Source organism: Polaribacter sp. R77954 (assembly GCF_044595335.1).
Lineage (GTDB): Bacteria > Bacteroidota > Bacteroidia > Flavobacteriales > Flavobacteriaceae > Polaribacter.
Window position 1 is genome coordinate 3,210,960 of sequence record NZ_CP138992.1, and the last position, 26,315, is coordinate 3,237,274.

The window sequence follows — 26,315 nt, forward strand, 5'->3', positions numbered from 1 at the left end:
TTTTAGATAAGGCTAAAAATATATTTTGATAAAAATAAAAAGTTTATATTTGTTGCCTAATTATTAGAGATGTATACCCTTTCTGAAGAGAATTATTTAAAAGCAATTTATCACTTAGAATTAGATTCTAATAAGGGTATCAGTACCAATGCTATTGCAGAACAATTAGAAACTAAGGCTTCTTCTGTGACAGATATGATTAAAAAACTATCTGATAAAAAAGTGGTAGTTTACAAAAAGTATAAAGGAGTAAAACTTACTAATTTAGGGAAAAAAACAGCTGCAAATATTGTTAGAAAACACCGATTATGGGAGGTTTTTTTGGTTGAAAAATTAAATTTTTCTTGGGATGAAGTGCATGATGTTGCAGAGCAATTAGAGCATATAAAATCGCCTAAATTAATCAATCAATTAGATGCTCTATTGGGGTTTCCTACGCACGATCCTCATGGAGATCCAATTCCTGATAAAGCTGGAAATTTAAAAACAATCGATAAGAGTTTGTTGTCAACCTTAGCTAAAAACGAAAGTGGCATTTGTATTGGTGTTGATGATTCGTCTTCAGACTTTTTGCAGTTTTTAGATAAAAAAGGCATTACTTTAGGAAAAAAAATAACGGTTTTAGAAAAAGAAGATTTTGACGATTCTTTATCCATTAAAATTGGAGATAAGAAACTATCTATTTCAAATAAAATCGCTAACAATTTATACATTAGAAAAATATGAGCACATTTGATCAACTTGTTGATTTTGGAAAAGAACACCCTATTCAAGCAGCATTATATGCATCACTCTTTACTTGGGGATTAACAGCTGCAGGTGCAGGTTTGGTTTTCTTCTTTAAGAAAATGAACAGAGCTGTTTTAGACGGAATGTTAGGTTTTACAGGTGGTGTTATGGTTGCTGCAAGTTTTTGGAGTTTACTAGCACCAGCCATTGACAATAGCCCTGGAGAAGGTTTTATAAAAGTTATACCATCTGCAATTGGTTTTGCTATGGGAGCTTTAGCTTTATTTGGTATGGATAAGTGGTTACCTCATTTACACATCAACTTTAAAGAAAGTGAGAAAGAAGGTGTAAAGACTGATTGGCATAGAACAACTCTATTAGTCTTAGCAATTACATTGCACAATATTCCAGAAGGTTTAGCTGTTGGTGTACTTTTTGGGGCTGCATCTACCTTAGTAGGTGTTGAACAAACAGAAATGATTATTGCAGCTATTTCTTTAGCTATCGGAATTGGAATTCAAAATTTCCCTGAAGGTTTTGCTGTAGCAATGCCTTTAAGACGACAAGGCGTAAGTAGATTTAAAAGTTTTTGGTTTGGACAGTTATCTGCAATTGTAGAGCCTATTGCTGCTGTTTTAGGAGCTTTAGCAGTTTCGTTTTTTACACCAATTTTACCTTATGCGTTGGCTTTTGCTGCTGGAGCAATGATTTTTGTTGTAATTGAAGAAGTGGTTCCAGAAACCCAAAGAGACAAATATACAGATGTAGCTACACTCGGTTTTATTGGTGGTTTTATTGTAATGATGTCTTTAGATGTTGGATTAGGTTAATCCCATCCTAGCCTTCCAAAAGGGAAGGAACTCCAATCGTAATTTTATTTTTATCAGTGAAAATCTATGAAATCTGTGTCATAATTTTAAGTTTATTTATGTAGATTCGTGCTACTCGTGTATAAAAAGAAATTGTGCAACAACCTTCAACTTTTCAAGTATATAATGCTTCAGCTGGTAGTGGTAAAACCTTTACCTTAGTAAAAGAATATCTTAAAGTTCTCTTGACTTCAGAAGATATTTATACTTTTCAAAAAGTATTGGCAATCACTTTTACCAACAAAGCTGCTGGCGAAATGAAAGAACGTGTTCTGCAAAATTTAGAAGATTTTGCTGACGGAAAAACAAGTGACTTACTAGAAATCATTCTTCAAGAAATTACTGTTGATAAAAATACAATTCAAGAAAGAAGCAAAAAGATTTTAGATGTTATTTTACAAAACTACTCAGCGTTTTCAATCACTACTATTGATAGTTTTACACATAAAATCATTAAGAGTTTTGCTTATGATTTAGGTTTGACTCTCAATTTTGAAGTAGAAATGGATGCTGTTTCGTTATTGAATGAAGCTGTTGATCTGCTTATTTCAAAGATTGGAACAGATAAAAAACTTACTAATATTTTAATTGAGTATTCTTTAGACAAAACGGATAATGACAAATCTTGGGATATTTCTAGAGACTTAAACGAATTCGCTAAAATTCTCTTAAATGAAGATGACGTAAAACATTTTAGAAAATTAGCAGACAAACAGTTAGATGACTTTACGAATCTAAAAAAGAAACTGTTTCTAAATCAAAAAGAATTACAAAAATCGTTTCAGAAAATCGGACAAAATTGTTCAAATTTAATTGCTGATAATGATTTAGAAACCATGGATTTTATGCGAGGCACAATTCCAAAGTTTTTTACAGACATTCATCAAAAAGGATTTAATTTTAGTTTTGTTACACGCAGTGCAACTATTGAAAAAGCGATTGATAATCATCAATATTATTCCAAATCAACCTCAAATGCAATTGCACAAACCATAGAAAATATTGTTCCTGAAATTGTGGATTTTTATCAGAAATCAAAAGATATTTATGGTCAATTTGTATTGCATAAATTAGCTTTAAAAAGCATCATTCCTTTAGCGGTTTTAAATAATATCAATCAAGAATTAGAAACGATAAAAGAAGAGAATAATATCAGACTAAATGCAGAGTTTAATCTATTGATTGCTGATAATATTAAAGACCAACCAGCGCCTTTTATTTATGAGCGAATTGGGCAACGTTTTCAGCATTATTTTATTGATGAAATGCAAGACACATCCGTATTACAGTGGCAGAATTTAATTCCGTTGATAGACAATGCTTTGGCACAAGAAAACAGTAATTTGTTGTTGGTAGGTGATGGGAAACAAGCTATTTACAGATGGCGAGGTGGAAAAGCAGAACAGTTTATCAATTTAGGAACAGGTGAAGAAAATCCGTTTTTTGTAGAAAAGAAAATCCAAACTCTAAATACCAATTTTAGGAGTTATTCAGAAGTCATTAATTTTAATAATTCATTTTTCCAACACACAGCCAATTTTCTTCAAAATGATGCTTACAAAAAGTTGTTTTTAGAAGGAAATCAACAATTAGAAAATAGCAAAAAAGGAGGATACGTTGCGTTAGATTTTTTACAAAAAGAAGAAGCTAAAGAGGATGAAAAACTAAAATATCCAAAAAAAGTTTTAGAGAAAATTCATCAATTAAAAAATCAGTTTTCTTTCAATGACATTTGTGTGTTAACCAGAACCAAAAAAGACGGAATTGCAATTGCTAATTATTTATCAGAAAACGGAATTGCAATTGTATCTTCAGAAACATTGCTATTGCAAAATAGTAGTAAGGTAAATTTTATTATAGATGTGTTGCAGATGATTCAAAATCCATCTGATCAAGAAACTCGTTTTGAAGTTTTGTACTTTTTGTATCAGCATTTAAAAGTTGATAAACCTGAGCATCAATTTTATCATCAATTTATAAAATTTGATAATGATTCACTATTTACCGAACTCAAAAAATACGCAGTTACTTTTAATATTTTAAATTTTCATCAAAATCCTTTTTACGAGAAAGTTGAAGCTATTATTAGAGGGTTTCAACTCATAAATTCTTCTGATGCTTATGTTCAATTCTTTTTAGATATTGTTTTAGAACAACAACGCAAAGGGACTTCAATTATCGATTTCTTAGAATTTTGGGAATTGAAGAAAGATAAACTTAGTATTGTTGCACCAGAAAGCGCCAATGCTGTTCAAGTAATGACCATTCATAAATCTAAAGGATTAGAGTTTCCTGTGGTTATTTTTCCTTGTGATGTAGACGTTTATCGTCAAATCAATCCAAAAGTTTGGCTTGATAAATTGCCCGATAATTTTGAAAAATTTGACGAACTTTTGGTGTCTTATAATAAAGATTTGAGTTTGGTAAATGATAGGGGTTTGGCAATTTATAATCAGCAAAGAGAAGAGTTGGAACTGGATAATTTTAACTTATTATATGTTGCTTTAACTAGAGCAGTTGAGCAGTTGCATATTATTACTGAATATAAAATATCTTCTAAAGGAGAAGAAAACACGAATTTTTATTCAGGGGTTTTTATCAACTTTTTAAAACAGCAACATCTTTGGAATGATGAGGTGCTAGAATATCAATTTGGAGAGAAAAATAGCGTCAGTTTAAAAAATAATAAAGAATCTGTGGCAGAAATTCAACAAGATTTTATTTCTACACCTTGGCAAGATCATAATTTGGTTTTGTTGGCAAGTTCATCAAAACTTTGGAATACAGATCAAGGAAAAGCTATTGATTTTGGAAATCTTTTACATGAGATTTTTGCAAAAATTTACTCAAAAAAGGATATAGACAATGTGCTTTCTCAGTATCATCAACAAGGTATTTTAAACCAAGAACAGTTATTTTTAATATCAAATACGATCAAAGAGGTTGTGAGTCATCCAAAAATTGCAAATTATTTTTCTGAAGATGTCATTATATATAATGAGAGAGAAATTGTAGCCATCGATCATCAAGTTATCATTCCAGATCGATTAGTTTTTGTAGATGATAAAGTAGTGATAATTGATTATAAGACTGGTAATCCCTCAAAAGCACACCATCAACAGCTTTTAAAATATGAGCAAGTTTTACATTCCATGGATGTTAAGGTAGATAAAAAACTCCTCATTTATATGAATGATTCAATTGAGCTTCTTGAAGTTTAATCAATAGAAAGAAACTTTGTAACTTTGTTTTTCTTAAATCAATAAAAAATGTACGGAAAAATTAAAGATGCTTTAAAAAAAGAACTTCAGCAGCTTGAAGAAGCTGGGTTATACAAATCAGAACGCATTATTACTTCTTCGCAAGATGCAGTTATTAAAATATCTACAGGAGAAGAAGTGATTAACTTTTGTGCAAATAATTATTTAGGCTTATCAAATCATCCAGAGGTAATTCAAGCCGCAAAAGACACCATGGATTCGCATGGTTTTGGTATGTCTTCGGCACGTTTTATTTGCGGAACTCAAGATATCCACAAACAATTAGAACAAAAAATAGCAGATTTCTATCAAACAGAAGATACTATTTTATACGCTGCTTGTTTTGATGCAAATGGTGGCGTTTTTGAACCATTACTTACAAAAGATGATGTTATTATTTCAGATAGTCTAAATCATGCTTCTATCATAGATGGAGTTCGTTTGTGCAAGGCAGCACGTTATCGTTATGATAATAATGATATGAATTCTTTAGAAAAGCAATTGATTGAAGCGAATAAACAAAAGCACCGTTTTAAAATTATAGTTACAGATGGTGTTTTTTCTATGGATGGAATTGTGGCAAAATTAGATGAAATCTGTGATTTAGCAGATAAATACGATGCTATGGTTATGGTTGATGAATGTCACGCAACTGGTTTTATTGGTAAAACTGGTAGAGGAACTGTTGAGTTAAAAAATGTGATGGATAGAGTTGATATTGTAACAGGAACATTAGGGAAAGCTCTTGGAGGAGCAATGGGGGGGTATACCACAGGTAAAAAAGAGATTATAGAAATTCTGAGACAACGATCAAGACCTTATTTGTTTTCAAATTCATTAGCACCTGCAATTGTTGGGGCCTCTTTAAAAGTGTTTGATTTAATTGCTGAAGACACATCTTTTAGGGATCAATTAGAATGGAATACCAATTACTTTAGAACAAAAATGAAAAAAGCTGGTTTTGATTTAGTTGGTGCAGATGCTGCTATTGTTCCTGTTATGCTGTATGATGCTAAATTATCTCAACTCATGGCAAATAAACTTTTGACAGAAGGAATTTATGTTATTGGTTTCTTTTTTCCAGTTGTTCCAAAAGAAAAAGCAAGGATAAGGGTTCAACTATCTGCAGCGCACACTAAAGCTCACTTAGATAAAGCAATTGAGGCGTTTATAAAAGTAGGTAAACACTTGAACGTTATTTAGAACATGTAAAAACTTGTGGTTTTAGTAATATTTTGTAGATTTGTCTTTGTTAATCAGTTTTAACAACTTACTTTTGCGAGTAATAAAAAAGAACTTTTAATTTAAAAATTTGATAATGAAACGATTAAAATTAGCTGTGATAGCTTTGTTTGTGTTGTTTACGGTAAACAACCTTAATGCACAAGATGAAAATAATCCGTGGGCTGTAGGCTTTGGTGTGAATATTGTAGATTTTTATAGCCCTGGAGCAAGTTTTATTGATAAAGCTTTAGACCACTTAGGAAGTGAAGAATGGAATTTTTTACCTTCTATATCTCGTATCACCGCAGAAAGATATTTAGAAAAAGGGTTTTCATTACAATTAGCTGGGTCTTTAAACAAAATTACTTACTTATATGTTGAGGATGATTCTGATTTCCTATATTATTCTGTTGGTTTAAATGTTAAGTACGACTTAAATAATTTGTTTGGAGACACTGGTTGGTTTGATCCTTTTGTGTATATAGGAGGGGAATATGTTTCAGCTGACTCTCAAGGAGCAGGTATGTTAGGTGCTGGTTTTGGGTTTAATACATGGTTCAACGATAATTTAGGATTAAGTTTCCAGCATGGTTCAAAATATGGTTTTTCAGATGAAGTAGAAAACCATATCCAAACTTCTTTAGGTGTATTAATTCAATTTGGAGGAACGGATACTGATGGTGATGGTGTGTACGATAAAAATGATGCTTGTCCTGAAGTTGCAGGTTTAGAAGAATTCAATGGTTGTCCAGATGCTGATGGTGATGGTATCAAAGATTCTGATGATGCTTGTCCTAATACAGCTGGTTTAGCAGCTATGAATGGATGTCCTGATTCAGATGGCGATGGTGTTGCTGATAAAGACGATATGTGTCCAAATGAAAGTGGTACAAAAGCCAATAAAGGTTGTCCAGATACTGATGGAGATGGTGTTGTAAATAAAGACGATAAATGTCCTTCTGTTTCAGGTCCAGCAGCAAACAATGGATGTCCTTGGCCAGATACTGATGGAGATGGAGTTTTAGATAAAGATGACAAATGTCCAAAAGAAGCTGGTGTAGCATCTAATTCTGGTTGTCCTGAATTAAAAATACCTAATGAAAAATCTCAGGAAATTTTATCAGAAGCAATATTATTTAATTTTGGAAAATCTTCATTTAAAGCTGGGGTTACTCAACAATTAGATGGTATGATTGGAGTTATGAACGAATATCCAGCTTCTGAATATAGTATTGAAGGTCACACTGATAGTACAGGTACTAAAGCTTACAATTTAATGTTATCGGATAAAAGAGCAAATGCAGTTAAAGATTACTTAACCAAAAACGGAGTTAAGGAAACTAGATTAAGTGCTAAAGGATTTGGTGAATCAAAACCAGTAGCATCTAACAGCACTGTAGCTGGTAGAGCTAAAAATAGAAGAGTTGAAGTTAAATTAAATAACTAGACCTTAATAAATTATTCAAAAAAAGCCTCATCTATTGATGAGGCTTTTTTATTTAAAATAACTTTTTAGTTCCATTCAAAAAAGGTAAATTTGCACATTCTTAAAAGAATAAAAAATTCTATCAACAAATAATAATTTAATTTAGATACAAAATGTCTACAACAACAGGTAAAGTTTCTCAAATCATTGGGCCAGTTATTGACGTTGAATTCAATACTGAAAATGAGCTTCCTAAGATTTACGATTCATTAGAGATTAAAAAAGCGGATGGTTCTATTTTAGTTTTAGAAGTACAACAACACATTGGTGAAGATACTGTTAGAACAATTTCTATGGATGCTACTGATGGTTTACAAAGAGGAGCAGAAGTTATAGCTACTGGGAGTCCAATTCAAATGCCAATAGGTAATGATATTTACGGACGCCTATTTAACGTAACAGGAGATGCCATTGATGGTTTAGGTAACTTAAAAAAGGAAGGTGAAAATGGTTTGCCTATTCACAGAGCTGCACCTAAGTTTGAAGATTTATCTGTATCAACAGAAGTTTTATTTACAGGAATTAAAGTAATCGATTTAATTGAACCTTATGCTAAAGGAGGTAAAATTGGTTTGTTTGGTGGAGCAGGAGTTGGTAAAACTGTGTTAATTCAAGAGTTAATTAATAACATTGCTAAAGGACATGGTGGTTTATCAGTTTTTGCAGGTGTTGGAGAACGAACTCGTGAAGGAAACGATTTACTTAGAGAGATGTTAGAATCTGGAATTATCAAGTATGGTGATGATTTTATGCATTCTATGGAAGAAGGAGGATGGGATTTATCAAAAGTAGATAAATCTGGAATGAAAGACTCAAAAGCAACTTTTGTATTTGGACAAATGAATGAGCCACCTGGAGCACGTGCACGTGTTGCATTATCTGGTTTAACTATTGCTGAATATTTTAGAGATGGTGCAGGAGAAGCACAAGGTAAAGATGTGCTTTTCTTCGTAGATAATATTTTTAGATTTACACAAGCTGGTTCTGAAGTATCAGCACTTTTAGGACGTATGCCTTCTGCAGTAGGGTATCAGCCAACATTAGCTACAGAAATGGGAGCAATGCAAGAGCGTATTACATCTACTAAAAAAGGTTCAATTACATCTGTACAAGCAGTATATGTACCTGCAGATGATTTAACAGATCCAGCACCAGCAACAACGTTTGCTCACTTAGATGCTACAACTGTATTATCTCGTAAAATTGCTGAATTAGGTATTTATCCTGCAGTAGATCCTTTAGATTCTACCTCGAGAATTTTAACAGCAGACATTTTAGGAGATGAGCACTATGATTGTGCACAGAGAGTAAAAGAAATTTTACAACGTTATAAAGAATTACAAGATATTATTGCTATTCTAGGTATGGAAGAATTATCTGAAGAGGATAAATTAGTAGTTCACAGAGCAAGACGTGTACAACGTTTCTTGTCTCAACCTTTCCATGTAGCTGAACAATTTACTGGTATTCCAGGAGTTTTAGTTGATATTAAAGACACTATTAAAGGGTTTAATATGATTATGGATGGTGAGTTAGATAAATATCCAGAGGCAGCATTTAACTTAAGAGGATCAATTCAAGATGCAATTGATGCTGGTGAAAAAATGTTAGCTGAGGCTTAAAAAATAGTTAATAGTATTTAGTTTGAAAGTCAATATTATTGATTAAAAACTAAATACTGGTGACTGCAAACTGCAAAATTATGTTTTTAGAAATTGTAACTCCAGAGGCTATTTTATTTTCATCAGAAGTTGATTCTTTAACGGTACCTGGTGTAAATGGAGAGTTTCAAATGCTAAATAATCACGCTCCTGTGGTGTCTGTGTTAAAAGAAGGTGTTGTAAATATACACATTCATACACAGCAACATATAGAGCTGGATGATTTAAATGGTAAATTAATACCACACGTTAATGACGACAAAATTTTAACATTAAAAATTAGTTCTGGAACATTAGAATTAAATGATAATAAGGCGATTATTTTAGCAGATTAAAATATATTGTTCATATATAAATTAAGCTCAAAATAGTTGCTATTTTGAGCTTTTTTTATGGAGTAAATTTTGTAATTAAAAAAACATCTTCATTTCTAAAGATGTTTTTTTTTGCAATTTTCCCTAGCGAGATTTTTTCTATTTCCTTACCTCAAAGTTCCATTTTTTTATTGAATTGATCCACATTGTAAACACTCAAATTCATTAAGGAAAAACCCCTTTTTTAATTCGAATAGGAATCTTATCTATATTTAAATTGTATTTTTAGTATTTATTAATATATAACTTAATTGAACAATGAAATCTCTTATATTTAAACTATTTACATTTTTAGTAGTATCAAGTTTCATCCTTTCTTGTGCTTCTGAAAGTAATAAGCAAGTCAAAATGGCATCAAGTAAAAGACCATCACAAGCAATTACGTATCCAGAAATGGCAGCTATGTTTAAAGAATATGACAATGGACAAAAGAAAGTGTTGGATGGTTATATCAAAAAAAAATCAAAAGGAAAAGATACGATTGCAACAGTTTCTGAATTTTTTACCATTGAAGAATTAGAACAATATTTAAGTTATGTTAAAAGACTTTCAGCAGAAAAAGAAATTGTATTAACAGGAATAAAAATATTTACTAGTGCTTATCCTTCAGACTATAAAATACCTGAATATAGAAATAGAGTTACTTTTATGATAGCACCTACAGCTAAAATTAAAGGTAAAAATGTAGCTTATGAACCATTGAAATCTACTATGAGGAAACCAGTATCTATGCAAAGTGTTTTACATGAATATGCAGATGAAACCACCAAAAAGGTAAATAGGGCTAGTATATTTAGTTTCCAAATAGGTTCTGATGATAGTTCTGTTTTAAATAGAGGAACATTAAACCCACCATATTAAGTAATAAGGTATGGTATCAGACGATGGTTTATTTATCAAACAACTTGGTGTATGGCTACCTTACTTAACATTGTTGTTATCACTATTTTTATATAAACGTTATAAAAGTTATCCTTTCTATAAATATTTTATACTTTATATTTTAATTATTGTAATTGTTGATGTCATTAATTCAGTTTTTTTTAAGGTAAACAATCTAATCCTTTTTGATATTTATACCTTTTTTGAATTTAATAGTTTCGCCTTAATTTATTACCATTTATTAAAAAATAAAACGAGAATTAAAATTTTAAAAGTATTAGTTCTGGTCTTTAACTTAATTTATTTTCTTTTTTATTATTTTGATTTTTATACTTTGTACACTGTGCCTATAGAAGGGGTTGTAAATAGTATTATTGTGATTTTATTTTTTATTGAATTGTTAAATTCCGATAGAATTCTAAATTATAAAAAATTATTATCTTTTTGGCTTTCAGTAGCTTTTTTAGTGTTTTATTTAACCACAGTGCCATTTTGGTCTTTATATTATTCTAGTATTTTTGCAACTAGAGATATGTTTTATATTATTTATTATCTTGCCTCTATTTTTCAAATAATTTTTATTTACGGCTTATTAGCATGCAAGAAAACGGAGGATTTATATTAATAGTTTCTACAGGGTTAATACTCATTATTGTAATAGCCCTAATTATTTTATTTACCACATTTCAAAATAAAAAAAATATTTTAGTAGAAGAACGTAAAAGGACAAAAGAAGAGTTTGAAAGAACAATTGCAGAAACACAAATAGAGATTCGTGAAGAAACCTTAAGAAATATTAGTTGGGAGTTACATGACAATATTGGGCAGTTACTAACGTTGGCAAAAATTCAATTGCAGAGTGCAACAGCAGAGGATATACAAGAAGTTTCCAAAACTATCACAAAAGGATTAACAGAAGTAAGAGCTTTATCTAAATTGATTAATCCTGAAGCGATGAGTACGATAGATTTAAGAGACGCTGTTCAGTTAGAAATCGATCGTTTTAATCGTTTAAATTTTATAGCATCTACTTTAGAAATTTCGGGTCAAGAAAGAGATATTGAACAAAAATCGAGTATTATCATCTTTAGAATTTTACAAGAATTTTTTTCTAATACCATAAAACATTCAAGAGCCTCTCAATTAAAAGTAAGTTTAGCCTATAGCAATGCTGAGTTATTAATTATCGCGAAAGATAATGGAGTTGGTTTCTCATCCGAAGAAAAAAAAGAGGGGATAGGTTTAATTAACATAAAAAATAGAGCAAAATTAATAGGTGCAAAAGTTCAGTTTAATTCAGAAAAAAATAAAGGAACTGCATTAGAAATACATTATAAATTATGAAAGAATTTTCGGTAATTGTAGTAGATGATCATACATTGCTTTCGCAAGCCATACAAACCATGGTAAATACTTTTGAGAATTTTAAAGTATTATATACCTGTAAAAACGGGCAAGAAGTTATAGATCAATTTTCAGCATCGCCTAAAAATATACCCAATGTAGTTTTAATGGATATAAATATGCCTATTATGAATGGTATTGAAGCTACTGAGTGGATTACTAAAACACACCCAAATGTAAATGTTATGGCTTTATCTGTAGAAGATGAGGACACTACTGTTTTAAAAATGCTAAAAGCAGGTGCTGTGGGTTATTTGCTAAAAGATACAGAAAAATCAGTTTTAGAAAAGGCATTACTAGAAATTGTTGAAAATGGATTTTATCATACTAAAAACGTAACCAGTTTGTTGATGAAATCGATATCTGGTGATATAGATGAAGATATTGTGCTAAAAAAGAAAGAAATTATTTTTTTAAAATTAGCTTGTACAGAATTAACATATAAAGAAGTGGCTGATAGAATGTGTTTAAGCCCTAAAACAATAGATGGCTACAGAAACAATTTGTTTGTAAAATTAAATGTAAAAAATAGAATAGGTTTGGTAATGTATGCCATTAAAAATAAGATATACACTCCATAAAAATATTGTAAATTTGCACTATGGAAGAAACGAATAGGCAAAGAAAAATAGCATCTGTATTGCAGAAAGATTTGGTGGATGTTTTGCAGAAAGCAGCACAAGATGGAATGAAAGGAGTGTTGATTTCAGTCTCTAAAGTGTATGTAACTTCGGATTTAGGAGTTGCAAAAGTATATTTAAGTATTTTTCCTTCAGATAAAAGAGACGAAATTGTAAAAGGTGTACAATCAAATACCGTTTTAATTCGTCATGAAATGGCAAAACGAACTAAAAATCAATTGCGTAGAATGCCAGAATTATTATTTTTTGGTGATGATACTTTAGATTATTTAGAAGAAATAGACAAATCTTTAAATGGTGAAGATGAAAACCCAATAAAAAACCCAGAAGTTTTACCAAGACGTAAAAAGCTATAAATTCAATTTATTAATTTGAATTTTTCTCTATACATAGCCAAAAGATACTTATTTACAAAAACCAGTAATAATGCTATAAACATTATTACAATTATAGCTTCTTTCGGAGTTATTGTAGGTTCTATTGCACTTTTTATAATTCTTTCTGGTTTTTCTGGTTTACGAACGTTTAGTTACAGTTTGTTAGATGCTTCAGATCCTGATATTAAAATAACTACTCTAAAAGGGAAATCTTTTTTATTAACAGATGATATTACTAAAGTTTTAGAAAATCATCCAGCAATTGAAGCAAGCTCAAAAGTTATTGAGGAGCGTGTTTTTTTAGAACATAATGATAAAAATGAGATTGCTTACATAAAAGGGGTTCAAAGTAATTATACACAAATTACTAGTATAGATTCTTCTTTAACTATTGGCAGTTGGTTAGATAAAAACTACTTAAATACAGCAGTTATAGGCAGAGCAATTGCTATAAAACTATCTTTAGGAATTAGAAGTTTTGGAGATCCACTATCAATTATGGTGCCTAAAGGGGGTACAGGTTTTATAAACCCAAACAGCGCTTTTTACCAAACAGATGTGCAGATTGTGGGTTTATATTCGGGTACAGAAGATTTTGAAAGTAAGTATGTATATGTAAATTTAGAAGAAGCTAGAAACTTATTACGTTTTAAGAAAAATCAAATAACTAGTATAGAGTTAAAATTAACCAATGCTTTAGAAGCAGATAAAATTGCTAAAGATTTACAGAAAAGCTTGGGTGATGCTTTTAAAGTACAGACCAAAGAACAATTAAACGAAGTTTTTTACAAAGTAATAAATACAGAAAATGTGGTTTCTTATTTAATATTTACCCTAATTGTAATCATAGCATTATTTAACGTTATAGGTGCAATTATAATGATGATAATTGATAAAAAACACAATCTAAAAACCTTATTTAATTTAGGTACCTCTGTAAAAGAAATTAAAAGAATATTTATTTTTCAAGGGTTTCTACTCACATTTTTTGGGATGCTAATAGGATTAGCTATGGGAATTATTTTAGTGTTTTTACAAAAACAATTTAGTTTTTTTATGATAACAGAAAGTTTGGCTTATCCTGTTGAGTTTAGATTTACCAATCTTATTATTGTAATCTTAACCATAACTACATTAGGCTTTATAGCTGCAAAAATTGCAAGTAGTAGAATTTCTAGAGAGTTTATAGAAAAGTAAAACGGATACATTTTTAGCTAAAAAAAGAGCCATAATAAAGTATATTACAGCCCTTTTCATAAAAAAAAACTAAATTATAGATAAGGTTTTAAAACTCCCTTTCTTTTTTTAAGCTGTTTGTCTAAATCAGCTATTGTATGTTTTACAGCCAGTTCGTAATTTTTTTCGTTTGATGAAGCAAAAATTCGTGGTCCAGCCAAACTCAATTCCATCTCGCAAATTCTACCTAATTTTTTAGGCGAATTTTCTCTTTTAAAAAAAACAGTAACATTAATAATGTCTTCGTATTTTTTTGCTAAATTTTCTAGTTTTCCATGCGTGTAAGTTTCTAAAGCTTCACTAGTGGTTATGTTTACAAATTGAATAGCTATTTTCATAATTCTCTATTTTTAAATTACACACTTAAAAATAGTTATTATTTGAACTGTGAGAAATGATAAATATCAATCTTTTAAGAAAAAGTGAATGTTTTTTAGATTATCTATCCAATTTCGGGTATGGTAGCATTTCCAAATTTAGCTTCTACTTCATCAAAAGCAGTAAAAACATCTTTTGGGTCATCAGAAGTAACCATTTTGGTTCTGTATTCTTTAAAATGCGGAATTCCTTTAAAATAATTGGTATAGTGTCTTCTGGTTTCTACAACCCCTAAACGTTCACCTTTCCAATCAATGGCCATTTGTAAATGTCTTCTTGCAACTTGAGTTCTTTCAGAAATAGTAGGTTTTGCCAAATGTTCACCAGTATTAAAAAAGTGCTTTACCTCGTTAAAAAACCAAGGGTAACCAATAGAAGCTCTACCAATCATACAACCATCTAAACCATACTTATCGCGCATTTCCATAGCTCTTTCAGGTGATGTTACATCACCATTTCCAAAAACAGGAATATGCATTCTTTGGTTATTTTTTACGGCTGCAATTGGTTTCCAATCTGCATCACCTTTATACATTTGTGCACGTGTTCTGCCATGAATGGATATTGCTTTACACCCCACATCTTGCAAACGTTCTGCAACTTCTACAATTCGAATAGAATTATGATCCCAGCCCAAACGTGTTTTTACTGTAATTGGCAAATTGGTATGTTTAACCATGGCTTCAGTAAGGGAAACCATTAAATCGATATCTTTTAAAATACCAGCACCTGCACCTTTAGAAACTACTTTTTTTACAGGACAGCCAAAGTTAATATCAATAATATCTGGATTTGATTTTTCTACGATTTCAATGGTTTTTAACATGGAATCTAAATTGGCGCCAAAAATTTGAATCCCTACAGGACGTTCTTTTTCGTAAATATCTAATTTAATGACACTTTTGGCTGCATCTCTAATTAATCCTTCTGAAGAAATAAACTCTGTATACACAACATCTGCACCATTTTCTTTGCATAAAGCTCTAAATGGTGGATCTGAAACATCTTCCATTGGTGCTAATAATAACGGGAATTCTGGTAATTGAATGTTGCCTATTTTTGCCATATTGCAAATTTAGTTTATTATTTTTAAATTTTTTACATAAAAAAAGTCTCCTATAGTATATAGAAGACTTAAAAAAACTACTAATTAAAAATGAATTAGTTTTTTATTACTTTTTTGATTAGTACTTTGTTTTTAGCTACAATTCTTATCATATAAATACCTGATGTAAAACTTGAAAAATCAATTTCTTTTGCTGTTGTTTTAACAACTTTTTTTCCAATAGTATTATAAATTTCTACAAAATCAAACTCTTTTGTGCTTTCTATAGTTAAGAAATTAGTAACTGGGTTAGGAAATACTGTTACATCTTTTTGTGAAAAATTTTCAGTATTTAAAACAGTACTTCTACAATCTGCAATGTCATTAACAAAATTACTAGATACATCTATAGCAAAGTTATTAAGATAAGATGCATTTTTATCATCAACAATAATACAGCTTAAGTTAGGTGAGTTTGAAGCATTAAATGAAGATATATTTGCATTATTTCCATTTTTAATACTCATCGTAATTAGGTTAGGGTTGTTGCTTAAATCTATTACTTTTAAGTTTTTTAGTTCTTCTAAATTGATACTTTCAAAACTATTGTTACTTATAATTAAGGTTTCCAAACCAGACGATTTTGCAGCTACCTCTCTTTTTTTACCTGTAGATTTACTTACTACTGTAATTTTTTTACGAGTTAAAGGACTTAAATCTCTAATATCATTACCAGATAAATCTAGCTCTTTAAGGTTGTTAAAAGCTTGTAAACCTTTAATGTTGATAATCTTCTTGTTGCTTAAATCTAACTTATCTGTAAACGCTTCAGCTTCTGCAATAGTAACTTTTCCATCATTATTTGCGTCTAAACCAGGTATGTTATTTAAAACTGTTTCAGTTCTTTTATCAACATCTACTGCCCAAACATCATTACAATCGATGCTAAAAACTACATCTGAATCTACTTTGCTTGCCCAATTGTTGTTTGCATAATTAACATTCCAAACTTGAATACAGGTTAAATCTACATTAAAGGCTTCTAATTCAGTCAAATTTGTATTGTTAGATACGTCTAAACGATCTAGTAAAAAGTTATTACTAACACTTAAACTAGTTAATAAAGTATTGTTGCTAAGATTTATAGATTCTAAATTGTTGCCTTTTAGATGCAAGAATGTTAACGCTGTAAAATCTTCAATTCCTGTTAAATCTGTTATTCCATCACTTTGTAAATTTAAAGTTGCTACATTTTTAATGGTTGAGGTTAGTACTGCACCATCTATTGTGTTATCAAAACCAGCATCAATTAAAGCCTGTTCAAAATTAGCATCAGGAATTGAAGTATAACAACTAACACCAAAACTTGCTGTATCATCTATATTATCTGACCAATTTGCATTTGCAAAATCTTCATCCCAAACTTTTATACAAGATAGGTTATTAAAAGTAGCATTAAAATTTGTTAATCTTATATTATTTGTAAGATCAAGTATTTCCAACTCATTAGATTTACAATCTAAATTCTCTAATAGTCTATTTTTAGAAACATCTATTGATTTTATTTGATTGTTAATACATATTAAATTTTTAAGATTATAATTTTTGCTGACATCTAAATTGGTTAAATTATTACTTCTAACGTTTAAAAATTCTAGATTAATATTTGATTGTAAGTCAAATTCAGGGAAATTTGAACCTATAGCTATAGCCACTAAACTTTTTAGTTTTATATTTTCTGATAAATCAATATTAGAAAAGTTATTGCCAGAGATACTCAATTCTTCTAGTTCTAAATTATTAGAAGTATTTAAACTAGAAAGTTGATTGTCAGAGCATACTAAATCTTTAAGATTAACTAATGTGCTAATGTCTAAATTTGAAATAGTATTCTTGCTACAGTAAAGTAATTCTAAACGAGTAAAACTTTCTATACCAGTTAAATCTGATATGTTTTTTTCTATTAAAAATAGTTCAGTAACGTTTTGAATATTAGCTCTTAATACAAAATTATCAAGCTCATCATCAAGTTCTAAATCAATTAAAGCTTGTTCAAAATTATCATCTGGTACGTAAACTAAATCATTACAATTGGCTACAAAAATAGTAGTATCGTCTGCAAATTGAGTGTATTGTACATTTGCATAATCTATATCAAAAACACTTACACAGGTTAAATTATTTTGACTTGTATACAAAAATTGAAGATTTTCTAACATACTAACATTTAAAGTAGAAAGGCTGTTGCCAGCTACATTTAATCTTTCTAATAATAGGTTGTTGCTTACATCTATGCTGTTGATATTGTTAGCACCTACAAATAATCTTGTTAAATTGGTGTTGTTAGTTACATCAATTTCAGTAAGTAAATTTCCTTGTAATTGTACTTCTTCTAAAAGCGGATTATTAGAAAAATCAATGCTAGTAATTTGATTTCCTTGGTCATTACCTAAAACATCTATTTTTACTAGGTTTATATTAGATGATAGATCTAAACTTACAACATCATTATAAGGTAAAGAAAGTTCAATTAAAGCCGTATTTGCAGCTGTGTTTACTGTTCTTAAACTATTGTGACTCGCGAAAAATTCTTTTAAAAGGATATTATTACTAAGGTCTATATCATTTAACCAATTGAATATAACATTCAAAGTTACTAACTGCGTATTATTAGATACGTCTAAAACATCTAAGCTGTTATTTCCACAATTTAAATCAGTTAGGTTTATGTTTTCACTAACATTCAATTCATCTAAGCTGTTGTTGTTTACAAGCAAGGTTTGTAAGTTTGTAAAGGCTTCAATACCAGCTAAATCGTCTATTGCTTTATAGCTTACATCTAAAGATGTGATATCTGCTACGTCAGAACCTAAAATATAATCATCTAAAACAGTATCATAGCCTAAATCAATTAAAGCTTGTTCAAAATTATCATCTGGTACGTAAACTAAGTCATTACAATTGGCTACAAAAATAGTAGTATCGTCTGCAAATTGAGTGTATTGTACATTTGCATAATCTACATCAAAAACACTTACACAGGTTAAATTATTTTGACTTGTATACAAAAATTGAAGATTTTCTAACATACTAACATTTAAAGTAGAAAGGCTGTTGCCAGCTACATTTAATCTTTCTAATAATAGGTTGTTGCTTACATCTATGCTGTTGATATTGTTAGCGCCTACAAATAATCTTGTTAAATTGGTGTTGTTAGTTACATCAATTTCAGTAAGTAAATTTCCTTGTAATTGTACTTCTTCTAAAAGCGGATTATTAGAAAAATCAATGCTAGTAATTTGATTTCCTTGGTTATTACCAAGAATATTAAATACTCTAAGTTTTGGGTTATTAGATAAATCTATTGAAGTAATATCATTATAGTTAAGACTTAATTCTTGTAAATTAATATTTTGTGAAAAATCTAAAGTTGTAAAACGATTTTCGGAAGCTAAAAAGGTTTCTAGTTTTTTATTATTTGATAAATCTATAGTTCTTAATAAATTGCTAAATACATCTAAATATTTAAGATTTGTTAATGTTGCTAAGTTTACTTCATCTATACTTAGATTTTTAAGGCTTAGTGTTTCTAAAGAAAAAAAATCTTCTAAGCCAGTTAAGTCATCAATCAAAATATTTTGGATTTCTAGAGTTTTAATATTTCTGATATGAATTGTTGCTACATAATCATCTAAAAAATCGTCATAACCTGAGTCTATTAAGTACTGTTCAAATAAATCATCTGGTACAAAAGTAATCGCATTATAGTCGCAGTTTGTACTAAAACTTGCTTGGGCATCTATATTTGTAAAATTTTGTGCTGCAAATGCAATATCATCTACTTCTATACAATATAAGTTTTCATTATTTATTGCAGTAAAAGATGTTACATTATCTAATGTGCCTGCTGATAAATTTAATACAGACAGTTGGTTGTTGTTTACGGTAATTGTTTGTAAGGTAGATAAAGCACTTAGTTCTAGTCTCTTAATTTCATTATGATTACAAATTAAAGTAGCTAAGTTTGTTAAACTAAAAGCTTCTAAATATTTAATTTTATTAAAACTAATATCTAAATAACTTAAACCATAATTTGCAGAGATATTAAGTTCTTCAAGTTGATTATTACTTACATTTAAAGACTGTAAATCAAAATTTCCATACACCTCAAAACTTGTTAATTGATTACTGCTTGCATTTAAGTTTAATAAAGCAGAGTTGTTTAACGTAAATAAATCTGTAATTTGATTTACTGAACAATTTAAAATTTCTAAATTAATATTGCCACTTAAATTTAAAGAAGTTAAACTATTATTACTAATATTTAAGTTTTCTAAAGCAATAAAGTCTTCAAGACCGGTTGCATCAGCAATTCTTTTTCCACTTAAATCAATCGTATTTAAAGATTCAATATTTGCAGTTAATACTTGATCATCTAAAATATCGTCTAAATTTAAGTTTATTAAAGTCTGTTCAAAGTTATCATCAGGTATGTATGTAAAACCATCTTGTATGGTACAATCTTCACTATAAGTAGATGTTTCATCTTTGTTCATAAAATTGGCTGTTGCAAAAGCTACATTATCAACCTGTATACAAGATAGTTCTTTATTGTTTCGAGTATCTAAAGATCTAACTCCATTTACTATTTTAAAATTGCTATTATTGCCGTTTTTAATATTAAGATTTGATAAGCTATTATTTAAAACGGTAAGCTCAGAAAGGTTAGCGTTTGCACTAACATCTAAGTTTGTTAAGAAATTTGTAAAAACTCTTAAAGTTTCTAAAGCTGAATTTACAGATACATCTAGCTCAGAAAGTTGATTGTTATTTACCGATAAAAATTCAAGATTTATGTTTTGTGAAACATCTAGTTCAGTGATGTTATTTGAATCTAAATCTATTGCTTTTAAAGCTGTGTTGAAAGATACATCTATACTAGAAATTGTATTATTAAATAAGGATAATTCTTTTAAGTTTAAGTTGCTGCTAATATTAAGGGAACTTAAATTACAGTCTCCACAAAATAAAAATTCTAGTGCTGTATTTTGAGATATATCTAATGTAGAAATGGCATTTGAACTGGCATCAAAATTAATTAAATTGGCAAAGTCTTCTATACCTGTTAAGTCAGTTATCCCTTTATTGTATAGGTTTAAATCTGTAATTGAATAGATGGAAGATGTGGTTACCATATCATCTAAAACAGTGTCATAACCCAAATCAATTAATGCTTGTTCAAAATTGTCATCAGGCACATAAGTGGTTTGCGCGTTTACAAAGTATATTGTGAATATACTTAATAGAAGTAGTAGTTTAGTTTTCATAATTTCTATAATATTTAGTTCGTAATTTTTTTCAAAATCAAATGTAGAAATCGAACTAGGCTAGATCAATAAATCTTTAGTGAACTGGGCTTTTTTTTTAGTGAAATAATAAATTTATAATGGGTTTAACTATTTGTTAATTAGATTTTTAAGTAAAATATAAAACAAAACAACCTCACTAAATCGAAATGTTTTAGTGAGGTTGAATTCTGAGCAAAATATGCTACAATTGTCTGGAGGAAATAGGTTTAATTTATATTTTTAATAACCTCTAAAAGTTAAGGTCTTCGCGCTTCGCTCAATGAAATTTCTACAGAATTTAAGTGCAATGTTTTTTTACCAATATCTGTAATTTTGTTGGTATTTACGCAGTAACTTCTGTGAGGTACAAAAAAGTGATTTCCTTTTAATTGCTGTCGTATTTTTTTTAAAGTATGTGGCACTAATATTTTTTTTGGCTCAACGTGTATGTAGCAATAATTATCATAAGCTTCTAAAAATAAAATATCTTTTTCAGGAATTCTGTATACAAAACCATCTGATTTTACAGATAAAATACTTTCTTTTTCTGATAAATATTTGTTCCAAACTACAGAAATACTACTCCACAAACCAGCAGTTGTAAAAGGTTTTACCAAATAACCCAAAGGTTTTGTGTTGTTAACTTCAGATATGGTTAGTGGATCTGTTTGTGCTGTTAAATAAAAATAAGGCAATTGTAATTTGTCTAATTCTTTAGCGAAAACAACACCATCAAAAGCCCCTTTTAATTGAATATCTACCAAACATAAATCTGGTTTTTTATCGTGTAAAAGCTTTAAAGCGATTTCTAAATTTTTGGCAATGCCAACTACAGTAACATCATTTTTTTCTAATGTATTTTTTATAGTCCTAGAAATAAAAGGATCATCTTCAATTACTAAAAATCGATGCTTAGCCATGTTGTTTTTTAAAAGTAATGTTTAGCCCAAAATCGTTTTTGGCAAAAGGCAGCTTTTCAGCTTCTAAACGTTCAATAAGAATTTCTATCAATTCAGATCCATAATTTTCTTTGGTAGTTGCTGTCTTTTTTGAGACTCCATTATCAAACATTGTAAAATGGAATTCCTTATTTTTTAGATTAATATCTAACGTAATATTTTTTTCTTTGGTTGATGAATCCCATGCATATTTTATGGAGTTTGTTGCCAATTCATTTACCAATAACCCAATAGATGTTGCAGTATCAATATCTAAAATAGAAGAGACTATTTTAGATTTAAAATTAATGTTTTCTGATGAATATGAACCTAAAATTTCATTGATTAATTCAGTAATATATACTTTTAAATCAACACCCAATAAATTATCTTTTGCATACAATTGTTGATGTAAAACAATCATAGAATTTACTCTTTGTACAGCATTGTTTAGAGCAGTTACAGCAACTTCTGCTTCACTTCCTTGTGCTTGTAGTTGTAATAAACTGCTTACCATTTGAAAGCTATTTTTAACACGATGATGTGTTTCTTTCAATAGCATATTTCGTTGATTGAGTAGTTTTTCTAACTCAATTTTATTCGCATTTAATTGTTTTCTTTTCTGGCTGTTTTTATACAACAGAATTACAACAATTGATTAAATTACAAATGCTACAATAGAAATATTGCTCCATAATTTCCTTTGATATTGTTCTTGTTCAATTTGCTCTTCTTTCTTTTTAGTTTGATATTTTGTTTCTAATTCAATAACACTTTTCTTATATAATTTTGAATTTATAGAATCTTTAATTTGAATTAATTTCGTTTGATATTCTATTGCTTTCTCTGGTTTATTTAAAAATGTATAAACTTTAGTCATTATTTCATTGAAACCTCTTTTAACTTCTATATTTCTTTCTTTTGAATTACTTTTCTCTAAAAATGGAATATATTTTTGAATAGTTTGTACGTCTTTTAGTTGTATAGAATTCTCCACTAATTGAAGATAATCTTGGGCGTATTCTCTTTGACCTTTTAAAGAATCTAGAGCTACTATTTTTAAAAATAAAGGTTGTGCTTTTTCATATAAACCTTGTTCTTTATAATTTTTAGCAATTCTTAGGTTCACAATATTTTTATGATATTCAGATTCATCAGTAAAAGCTAAATATCTATCGAATGTTGTTTTAGCTTCTTTATATTTTTTTAGTAAGCTTTGTGCTATTCCTAAATTAACAAGAGCGCTTTTTTCTTTATGCTTATCTGAACTTTTATCATAAACACTGGTTTCTACAGCTTTTTTACCATAAAATTCACTTTTTTCGTAGTCAGTAACCATATACATTATACACAGATTATTGTATAATGATGTCATTAATTCTGGATTATTTTGTTCAGCAATTTCTATAGCTTCAAAGTACAGTTCTGAAGCGGTTTGAAAGTCGTTTTTTACTTCTTCATAATAAATACCTTTTATTTCAAGGTTTAGGATATGACCTATTGTAGAATTATTTGTTATTGAATACTCAATACCTTTATTAGCATAAAATAAAGCGCTGTCATTTTGAATTTCATAAAGTCTCCAAGCTTTTATATTGTATGATAAAGCTATAGAATCATATTTGGTTTCAAATTTTGTTTGACTCTGAATATGAAGAGTTGATAAGAATAATAATAAAATTGAAAGTTTATAATACATAATATTTATTATCTACCAGTTCTTTTCCTTCAAATAAATCATTTCCATCAATATAACTACTTATATTCACTTCTTCTTCATCCACTTCGTCTGTACAAGAGCTAAAAGTAAATAAAGCAATAAGTGTTAAAAGTAATATTGATTTTTTCATAATAAATAATTTAAAGGCTAATAAATAGTTCTTTAAAAGTATAAATTATGAGATAATTTTAAAAATAAGATGTATAACAGGTAGTAAAATACGTATGGTTTGCTAAAAATTAATTTCTTTTTCAATTTCAGCCTCACCTCTTTTTACAACAACTTTACTTTTATCGCCTTTTTTAAATACAGATAATGCACGCATGTAGCTCATCATATTTACTACTGTGCTGTCTCCTAGTTTAATAACAATATCACCTTTTTGTAGTCCAGCTTTTTGGGCAGGTTTGTCTTCAGAAATTCCATCAATTCGCATTCCTTTTCCATCAAATAAATAATCAGGTATTACACCCATACCCACTTTAAAACGCGGTGTGCTATCACTTTCATTTTTTGTTTTTCTAAATGCTAATTTTCCATTATCATCTAAATCAGAAATAATATTAAAAATATAATCAGAAATTAAATACATTCCATCGTAATTCAGTTTTTCTGAATCGTCTCCAGGTTTATGATAATCTTCATGTTGACCTGTAAAAAAATGCAATACAGGCATATCTGCCAAATAAAAACTAGTATGATCACTAGGCCCTATTCCAGATTCTTGTTGAATCAATTTAAAATTATTATTATGCGATTTTAAAACCTGCTTAAAAATAGGCGAAGTTCCTGTACCGTAAACTGCTAAAGAAGAATCTTTTTTCATGCGTCCAACCATATCCATATTAATCATATACGATACTTTTTTGGTATCTATAGTTGGTTTTTTAACAAAATAATTAGAGCCTAAAAGCCCCATTTCTTCGCCAGAAAATGCCATAAATAGATAGTTGTTATTGGTGTTTTTGGTTTTTAATTTTGCGGCTAAATTTAATAAAACAGCTACACCAGAAGCATTATCATCTGCGCCATTGTGTATGGCTTTTATAGAATCTCTATACAAAGACCCTTCACCACCAAAACCTAAATGATCGTAATGCGCCCCAATAATAACCGTATTTTCTGCTTTATTATCTATAAAACCAAGTATGTTATTTCCTGTAATTGTGCCATCTCCATTCACATCAAATTTAACTTCGTCATGCGGATTTGTTTTTGGCTTAAACGTAAATGGTTGCAAATATCCTGAAGTTCCTTTTTTAGATAAACCCAATTCTTCAAAACGTTTGGCAATATATTTCGATGCTTTTTTTTCTCCTTCAGTACCAGTTTGTCTTCCTTCTAAATCATCAGAAGCTAAAAAAGAAACGTCTTCTTTAATACGAGATTCTTGATTTATTTCTGGTGTACAAGAATATAAAACGCCTAAAAAGAGAATTAAAATGCTATTTTTCATAAGGATATATTATTTTTGCAAAGTTAATTAATAAATAAGAAAATGAGAATTCTTTTTTTACTAGTAGTAGCTTCATTTATGCTTTCTTGCAAAAGCGAAAAAAAACAAAACGAAACCAAAGTTTCTGAAAAAAATGAAGTAAAAAACTCTTTAATTTATCCTGAAGAAAAGCATTTTAAAAGTTTACGTCAAGTAACTTTTGGAGGCGATAATGCAGAAGCGTATTGGAGTTTTGATGATAAACAATTGGTTTTTCAGTCTAACTATAAAAACTGGAATGTAAGTTGCGATCAAATGTTTTTAATGAATGCTGATGAAACTTTTAAAGACAAAATGCCACCAATGATTTCTACAGGTAAAGGACGCACAACTTGTTCTTATTTTTTACCTGACAACAAGCATGTTATTTATGCATCTACACATTTAGTAGACGACAATTGCCCTGAAGTTCCTTTACGTAAGAACGGAAAGTACATTTGGCCAGTTTACGATTCTTTCGATATTTTTGTTGCCGATTTAGAAGGGAATATTGTAAAACAATTGACTAATGAAAAAGGCTATGATGCAGAGCCTACAGTATCCCCAAAGGGCGATAAAATTGTGTTTACATCCACCAGAAGTGGCGATTTAGAATTGTATACCATGAATATTGATGGTTCTGATGTAAAACAAATTACAGACGAATTGGGGTATGATGGTGGTGCGTTTTTCTCTCCTGATGGTACAAAAATTATCTTCCGTTCTTCAAGACCAAAAACGGAAGAAGAAATTAAATCGTATAAAGACTTATTGGCAGAAGGTTTGGTAGAACCAACAGAAATGGAATTGTATATCTGTAATGCAGATGGCTCTGAATTACGACAATTAACCGATTTAGGAAACGCCAATTGGAGTCCGTTTTTTCATCCTTCAGGAAAAAAGATTTTATTTTCGTCTAATTTCGAAGCAGAAAGAGGTTTTCCTTTCAACCTATATTTAATAGATATTGACGGAAAAAATTTAGAAAGAGTAACTCATGGAGAAACGTTTGATGCTTTTCCTGTTTTTTCTAACGATGGAAAAAAACTAGCTTTTTCGTCAAACAGAAATAATGGAGGAGGTAGAGATACCAACTTATTTATTGCAGAATGGCAAGATTAAAAGGATTGCATTCTGAAATAAATAAAAAGTGATACCAATTTGTTTATTGCTGAATGGCAAGATTAAAAGGATTGCATTCTGAAATAAATAAAAAGTGATACCAATTTGTTTATTGCTGAATGGCAAGATTAATTTTGTTTCTTAAAA

21 protein-coding genes are annotated in these 26,315 nt (G+C 29.4%); 13 read left to right on the forward strand and 8 right to left on the reverse strand.

The window, feature by feature from the left end:
• The first annotated feature begins 69 nt into the window (after positions 1-69).
• The 12 genes from SJY27_RS14015 (at position 70) to SJY27_RS14070 (ending at position 14,104) form a co-directional block, all read left to right on the forward strand.
• On the forward strand, positions 70-726 hold the full coding sequence (locus SJY27_RS14015; RefSeq protein ID WP_397445493.1) for a metal-dependent transcriptional regulator: 657 nt from the start codon (positions 70-72) through the stop codon (positions 724-726).
• A complete protein-coding gene (locus tag SJY27_RS14020; RefSeq protein WP_397445494.1) occupies positions 723-1,559 on the forward strand; it encodes a ZIP family metal transporter in 837 nt (278 codons plus the stop codon). Before SJY27_RS14015 ends, SJY27_RS14020 begins: the two co-directional genes overlap by 4 nt.
• Positions 1,560-1,693: 134 nt before the next feature.
• Entirely contained in the window at positions 1,694-4,819 is a 3,126-nt protein-coding gene (locus SJY27_RS14025) for a UvrD-helicase domain-containing protein (RefSeq protein ID WP_397445495.1), read from the forward strand.
• Positions 4,820-4,867: 48 nt separating this feature from the next.
• Positions 4,868-6,061 carry a glycine C-acetyltransferase gene (gene kbl, locus SJY27_RS14030; RefSeq protein WP_397445496.1) on the forward strand — a complete coding sequence of 398 codons (1,194 nt, stop codon included), beginning with the start codon at positions 4,868-4,870 and terminating at the stop codon, positions 6,059-6,061.
• A gap of 115 nt (positions 6,062-6,176) precedes the next feature.
• Positions 6,177-7,529: an OmpA family protein gene (locus SJY27_RS14035; RefSeq protein WP_397445497.1), complete on the forward strand. Its 1,353-nt coding sequence runs from the start codon at positions 6,177-6,179 to the stop codon at positions 7,527-7,529.
• A 152-nt stretch (positions 7,530-7,681) separates the two neighbouring features.
• Positions 7,682-9,190, forward strand: a complete 1,509-nt coding sequence (atpD, locus tag SJY27_RS14040; protein WP_397445498.1) for a F0F1 ATP synthase subunit beta — start codon at positions 7,682-7,684, stop codon at positions 9,188-9,190.
• Between the two features lie 80 nt (positions 9,191-9,270).
• Positions 9,271-9,564, forward strand: a complete 294-nt coding sequence (locus SJY27_RS14045; protein WP_397445499.1) for a FoF1 ATP synthase subunit delta/epsilon — start codon at positions 9,271-9,273, stop codon at positions 9,562-9,564.
• 297 nt (positions 9,565-9,861) lie between these two features.
• A complete protein-coding gene (locus tag SJY27_RS14050; protein ID WP_397445500.1) occupies positions 9,862-10,464 on the forward strand; it encodes a hypothetical protein in 603 nt (200 codons plus the stop codon).
• 618 nt (positions 10,465-11,082) lie between these two features.
• Entirely contained in the window at positions 11,083-11,829 is a 747-nt protein-coding gene (locus SJY27_RS14055) for a sensor histidine kinase (RefSeq protein ID WP_397445501.1), read from the forward strand.
• On the forward strand, positions 11,826-12,470 hold the full coding sequence (locus SJY27_RS14060) for a response regulator (RefSeq protein ID WP_397445502.1): 645 nt from the start codon (positions 11,826-11,828) through the stop codon (positions 12,468-12,470). Before SJY27_RS14055 ends, SJY27_RS14060 begins: the two co-directional genes overlap by 4 nt.
• A 20-nt stretch (positions 12,471-12,490) precedes the next feature.
• Complete coding sequence (gene rbfA, locus SJY27_RS14065) at positions 12,491-12,886, forward strand: 30S ribosome-binding factor RbfA (protein WP_397445503.1); 396 nt, start codon at positions 12,491-12,493, stop codon at positions 12,884-12,886.
• Between the two features lie 15 nt (positions 12,887-12,901).
• Complete coding sequence (locus SJY27_RS14070) at positions 12,902-14,104, forward strand: ABC transporter permease (protein WP_397445504.1); 1,203 nt, start codon at positions 12,902-12,904, stop codon at positions 14,102-14,104.
• A gap of 74 nt (positions 14,105-14,178) precedes the next feature.
• Here SJY27_RS14070 and SJY27_RS14075 read toward each other — a convergent pair whose 3' ends face one another.
• The 8 genes from SJY27_RS14075 to SJY27_RS14110 form a co-directional block, all read right to left on the reverse strand.
• On the reverse strand, positions 14,179-14,481 hold the full coding sequence (locus SJY27_RS14075; protein WP_397445505.1) for an HPF/RaiA family ribosome-associated protein: 303 nt from the start codon (positions 14,479-14,481) through the stop codon (positions 14,179-14,181).
• 104 nt (positions 14,482-14,585) lie between these two features.
• The gene (gene dusB / locus SJY27_RS14080; RefSeq protein WP_397445506.1) at positions 14,586-15,587 is read right to left on the reverse strand and encodes a tRNA dihydrouridine synthase DusB; all 1,002 of its coding nucleotides are present in this window, start codon (positions 15,585-15,587) and stop codon (positions 14,586-14,588) included.
• A gap of 95 nt (positions 15,588-15,682) precedes the next feature.
• A complete protein-coding gene (locus SJY27_RS14085) occupies positions 15,683-20,893 on the reverse strand; it encodes a T9SS type A sorting domain-containing protein (protein ID WP_397445507.1) in 5,211 nt (1,736 codons plus the stop codon).
• A 278-nt stretch (positions 20,894-21,171) separates the two neighbouring features.
• Complete coding sequence (locus SJY27_RS14090; RefSeq protein ID WP_397445508.1) at positions 21,172-21,834, reverse strand: LytR/AlgR family response regulator transcription factor; 663 nt, start codon at positions 21,832-21,834, stop codon at positions 21,172-21,174.
• Positions 21,827-22,414, reverse strand: coding sequence for a sensor histidine kinase (locus SJY27_RS14095; protein WP_397445509.1), 588 nt, complete (start codon positions 22,412-22,414; stop codon positions 21,827-21,829). Before SJY27_RS14095 ends, SJY27_RS14090 begins: the two co-directional genes overlap by 8 nt.
• A 96-nt stretch (positions 22,415-22,510) precedes the next feature.
• Positions 22,511-23,551 (reverse strand): tetratricopeptide repeat protein, encoded by a 1,041-nt coding sequence (locus SJY27_RS14100; protein WP_397445510.1) that lies wholly within the window; start codon positions 23,549-23,551, stop codon positions 22,511-22,513.
• Positions 23,541-23,702 carry a hypothetical protein gene (locus tag SJY27_RS14105; RefSeq protein ID WP_397445511.1) on the reverse strand — a complete coding sequence of 54 codons (162 nt, stop codon included), beginning with the start codon at positions 23,700-23,702 and terminating at the stop codon, positions 23,541-23,543. Before SJY27_RS14105 ends, SJY27_RS14100 begins: the two co-directional genes overlap by 11 nt.
• Before the next feature lie 102 nt (positions 23,703-23,804).
• Positions 23,805-25,028, reverse strand: a complete 1,224-nt coding sequence (locus tag SJY27_RS14110; protein ID WP_397445512.1) for a M28 family peptidase — start codon at positions 25,026-25,028, stop codon at positions 23,805-23,807.
• 42 nt (positions 25,029-25,070) lie between these two features.
• On the opposite strand from SJY27_RS14110, the gene SJY27_RS14115 reads away from it, so the two are divergent.
• Positions 25,071-26,168: a TolB family protein gene (locus SJY27_RS14115; protein WP_397445513.1), complete on the forward strand. Its 1,098-nt coding sequence runs from the start codon at positions 25,071-25,073 to the stop codon at positions 26,166-26,168.
• The last annotated feature ends 147 nt before the right edge of the window (positions 26,169-26,315 follow it).

Excerpts from the sequence above, each read along its gene's own strand:
- SJY27_RS14085 (WP_397445507.1), bottom strand. The coding sequence starts at position 20,893 with ATGAAAACTAAACTACTACTTCTATTAAGTATATTCACAATATACTTT.
- SJY27_RS14015 (WP_397445493.1), top strand. The coding sequence starts at position 70 with ATGTATACCCTTTCTGAAGAGAATTATTTAAAAGCAATTTATCACTTA.
- SJY27_RS14115 (WP_397445513.1), top strand. The coding sequence starts at position 25,071 with ATGAGAATTCTTTTTTTACTAGTAGTAGCTTCATTTATGCTTTCTTGC.
- SJY27_RS14035 (WP_397445497.1), top strand. The coding sequence starts at position 6,177 with ATGAAACGATTAAAATTAGCTGTGATAGCTTTGTTTGTGTTGTTTACG.
- rbfA (WP_397445503.1), top strand. The coding sequence starts at position 12,491 with ATGGAAGAAACGAATAGGCAAAGAAAAATAGCATCTGTATTGCAGAAA.
- SJY27_RS14045 (WP_397445499.1), top strand. The coding sequence starts at position 9,271 with ATGTTTTTAGAAATTGTAACTCCAGAGGCTATTTTATTTTCATCAGAA.
- SJY27_RS14110 (WP_397445512.1), bottom strand. The coding sequence starts at position 25,028 with ATGAAAAATAGCATTTTAATTCTCTTTTTAGGCGTTTTATATTCTTGT.
- SJY27_RS14050 (WP_397445500.1), top strand. The coding sequence starts at position 9,862 with ATGAAATCTCTTATATTTAAACTATTTACATTTTTAGTAGTATCAAGT.
- SJY27_RS14075 (WP_397445505.1), bottom strand. The coding sequence starts at position 14,481 with ATGAAAATAGCTATTCAATTTGTAAACATAACCACTAGTGAAGCTTTA.
- atpD (WP_397445498.1), top strand. The coding sequence starts at position 7,682 with ATGTCTACAACAACAGGTAAAGTTTCTCAAATCATTGGGCCAGTTATT.
- SJY27_RS14090 (WP_397445508.1), bottom strand. The coding sequence starts at position 21,834 with ATGGCTAAGCATCGATTTTTAGTAATTGAAGATGATCCTTTTATTTCT.
- SJY27_RS14020 (WP_397445494.1), top strand. The coding sequence starts at position 723 with ATGAGCACATTTGATCAACTTGTTGATTTTGGAAAAGAACACCCTATT.
- SJY27_RS14100 (WP_397445510.1), bottom strand. The coding sequence starts at position 23,551 with ATGTATTATAAACTTTCAATTTTATTATTATTCTTATCAACTCTTCAT.
- SJY27_RS14105 (WP_397445511.1), bottom strand. The coding sequence starts at position 23,702 with ATGAAAAAATCAATATTACTTTTAACACTTATTGCTTTATTTACTTTT.
- SJY27_RS14060 (WP_397445502.1), top strand. The coding sequence starts at position 11,826 with ATGAAAGAATTTTCGGTAATTGTAGTAGATGATCATACATTGCTTTCG.
- dusB (WP_397445506.1), bottom strand. The coding sequence starts at position 15,587 with ATGGCAAAAATAGGCAACATTCAATTACCAGAATTCCCGTTATTATTA.
- SJY27_RS14095 (WP_397445509.1), bottom strand. The coding sequence starts at position 22,414 with ATGCTATTGAAAGAAACACATCATCGTGTTAAAAATAGCTTTCAAATG.
- SJY27_RS14055 (WP_397445501.1), top strand. The coding sequence starts at position 11,083 with ATGCAAGAAAACGGAGGATTTATATTAATAGTTTCTACAGGGTTAATA.
- kbl (WP_397445496.1), top strand. The coding sequence starts at position 4,868 with ATGTACGGAAAAATTAAAGATGCTTTAAAAAAAGAACTTCAGCAGCTT.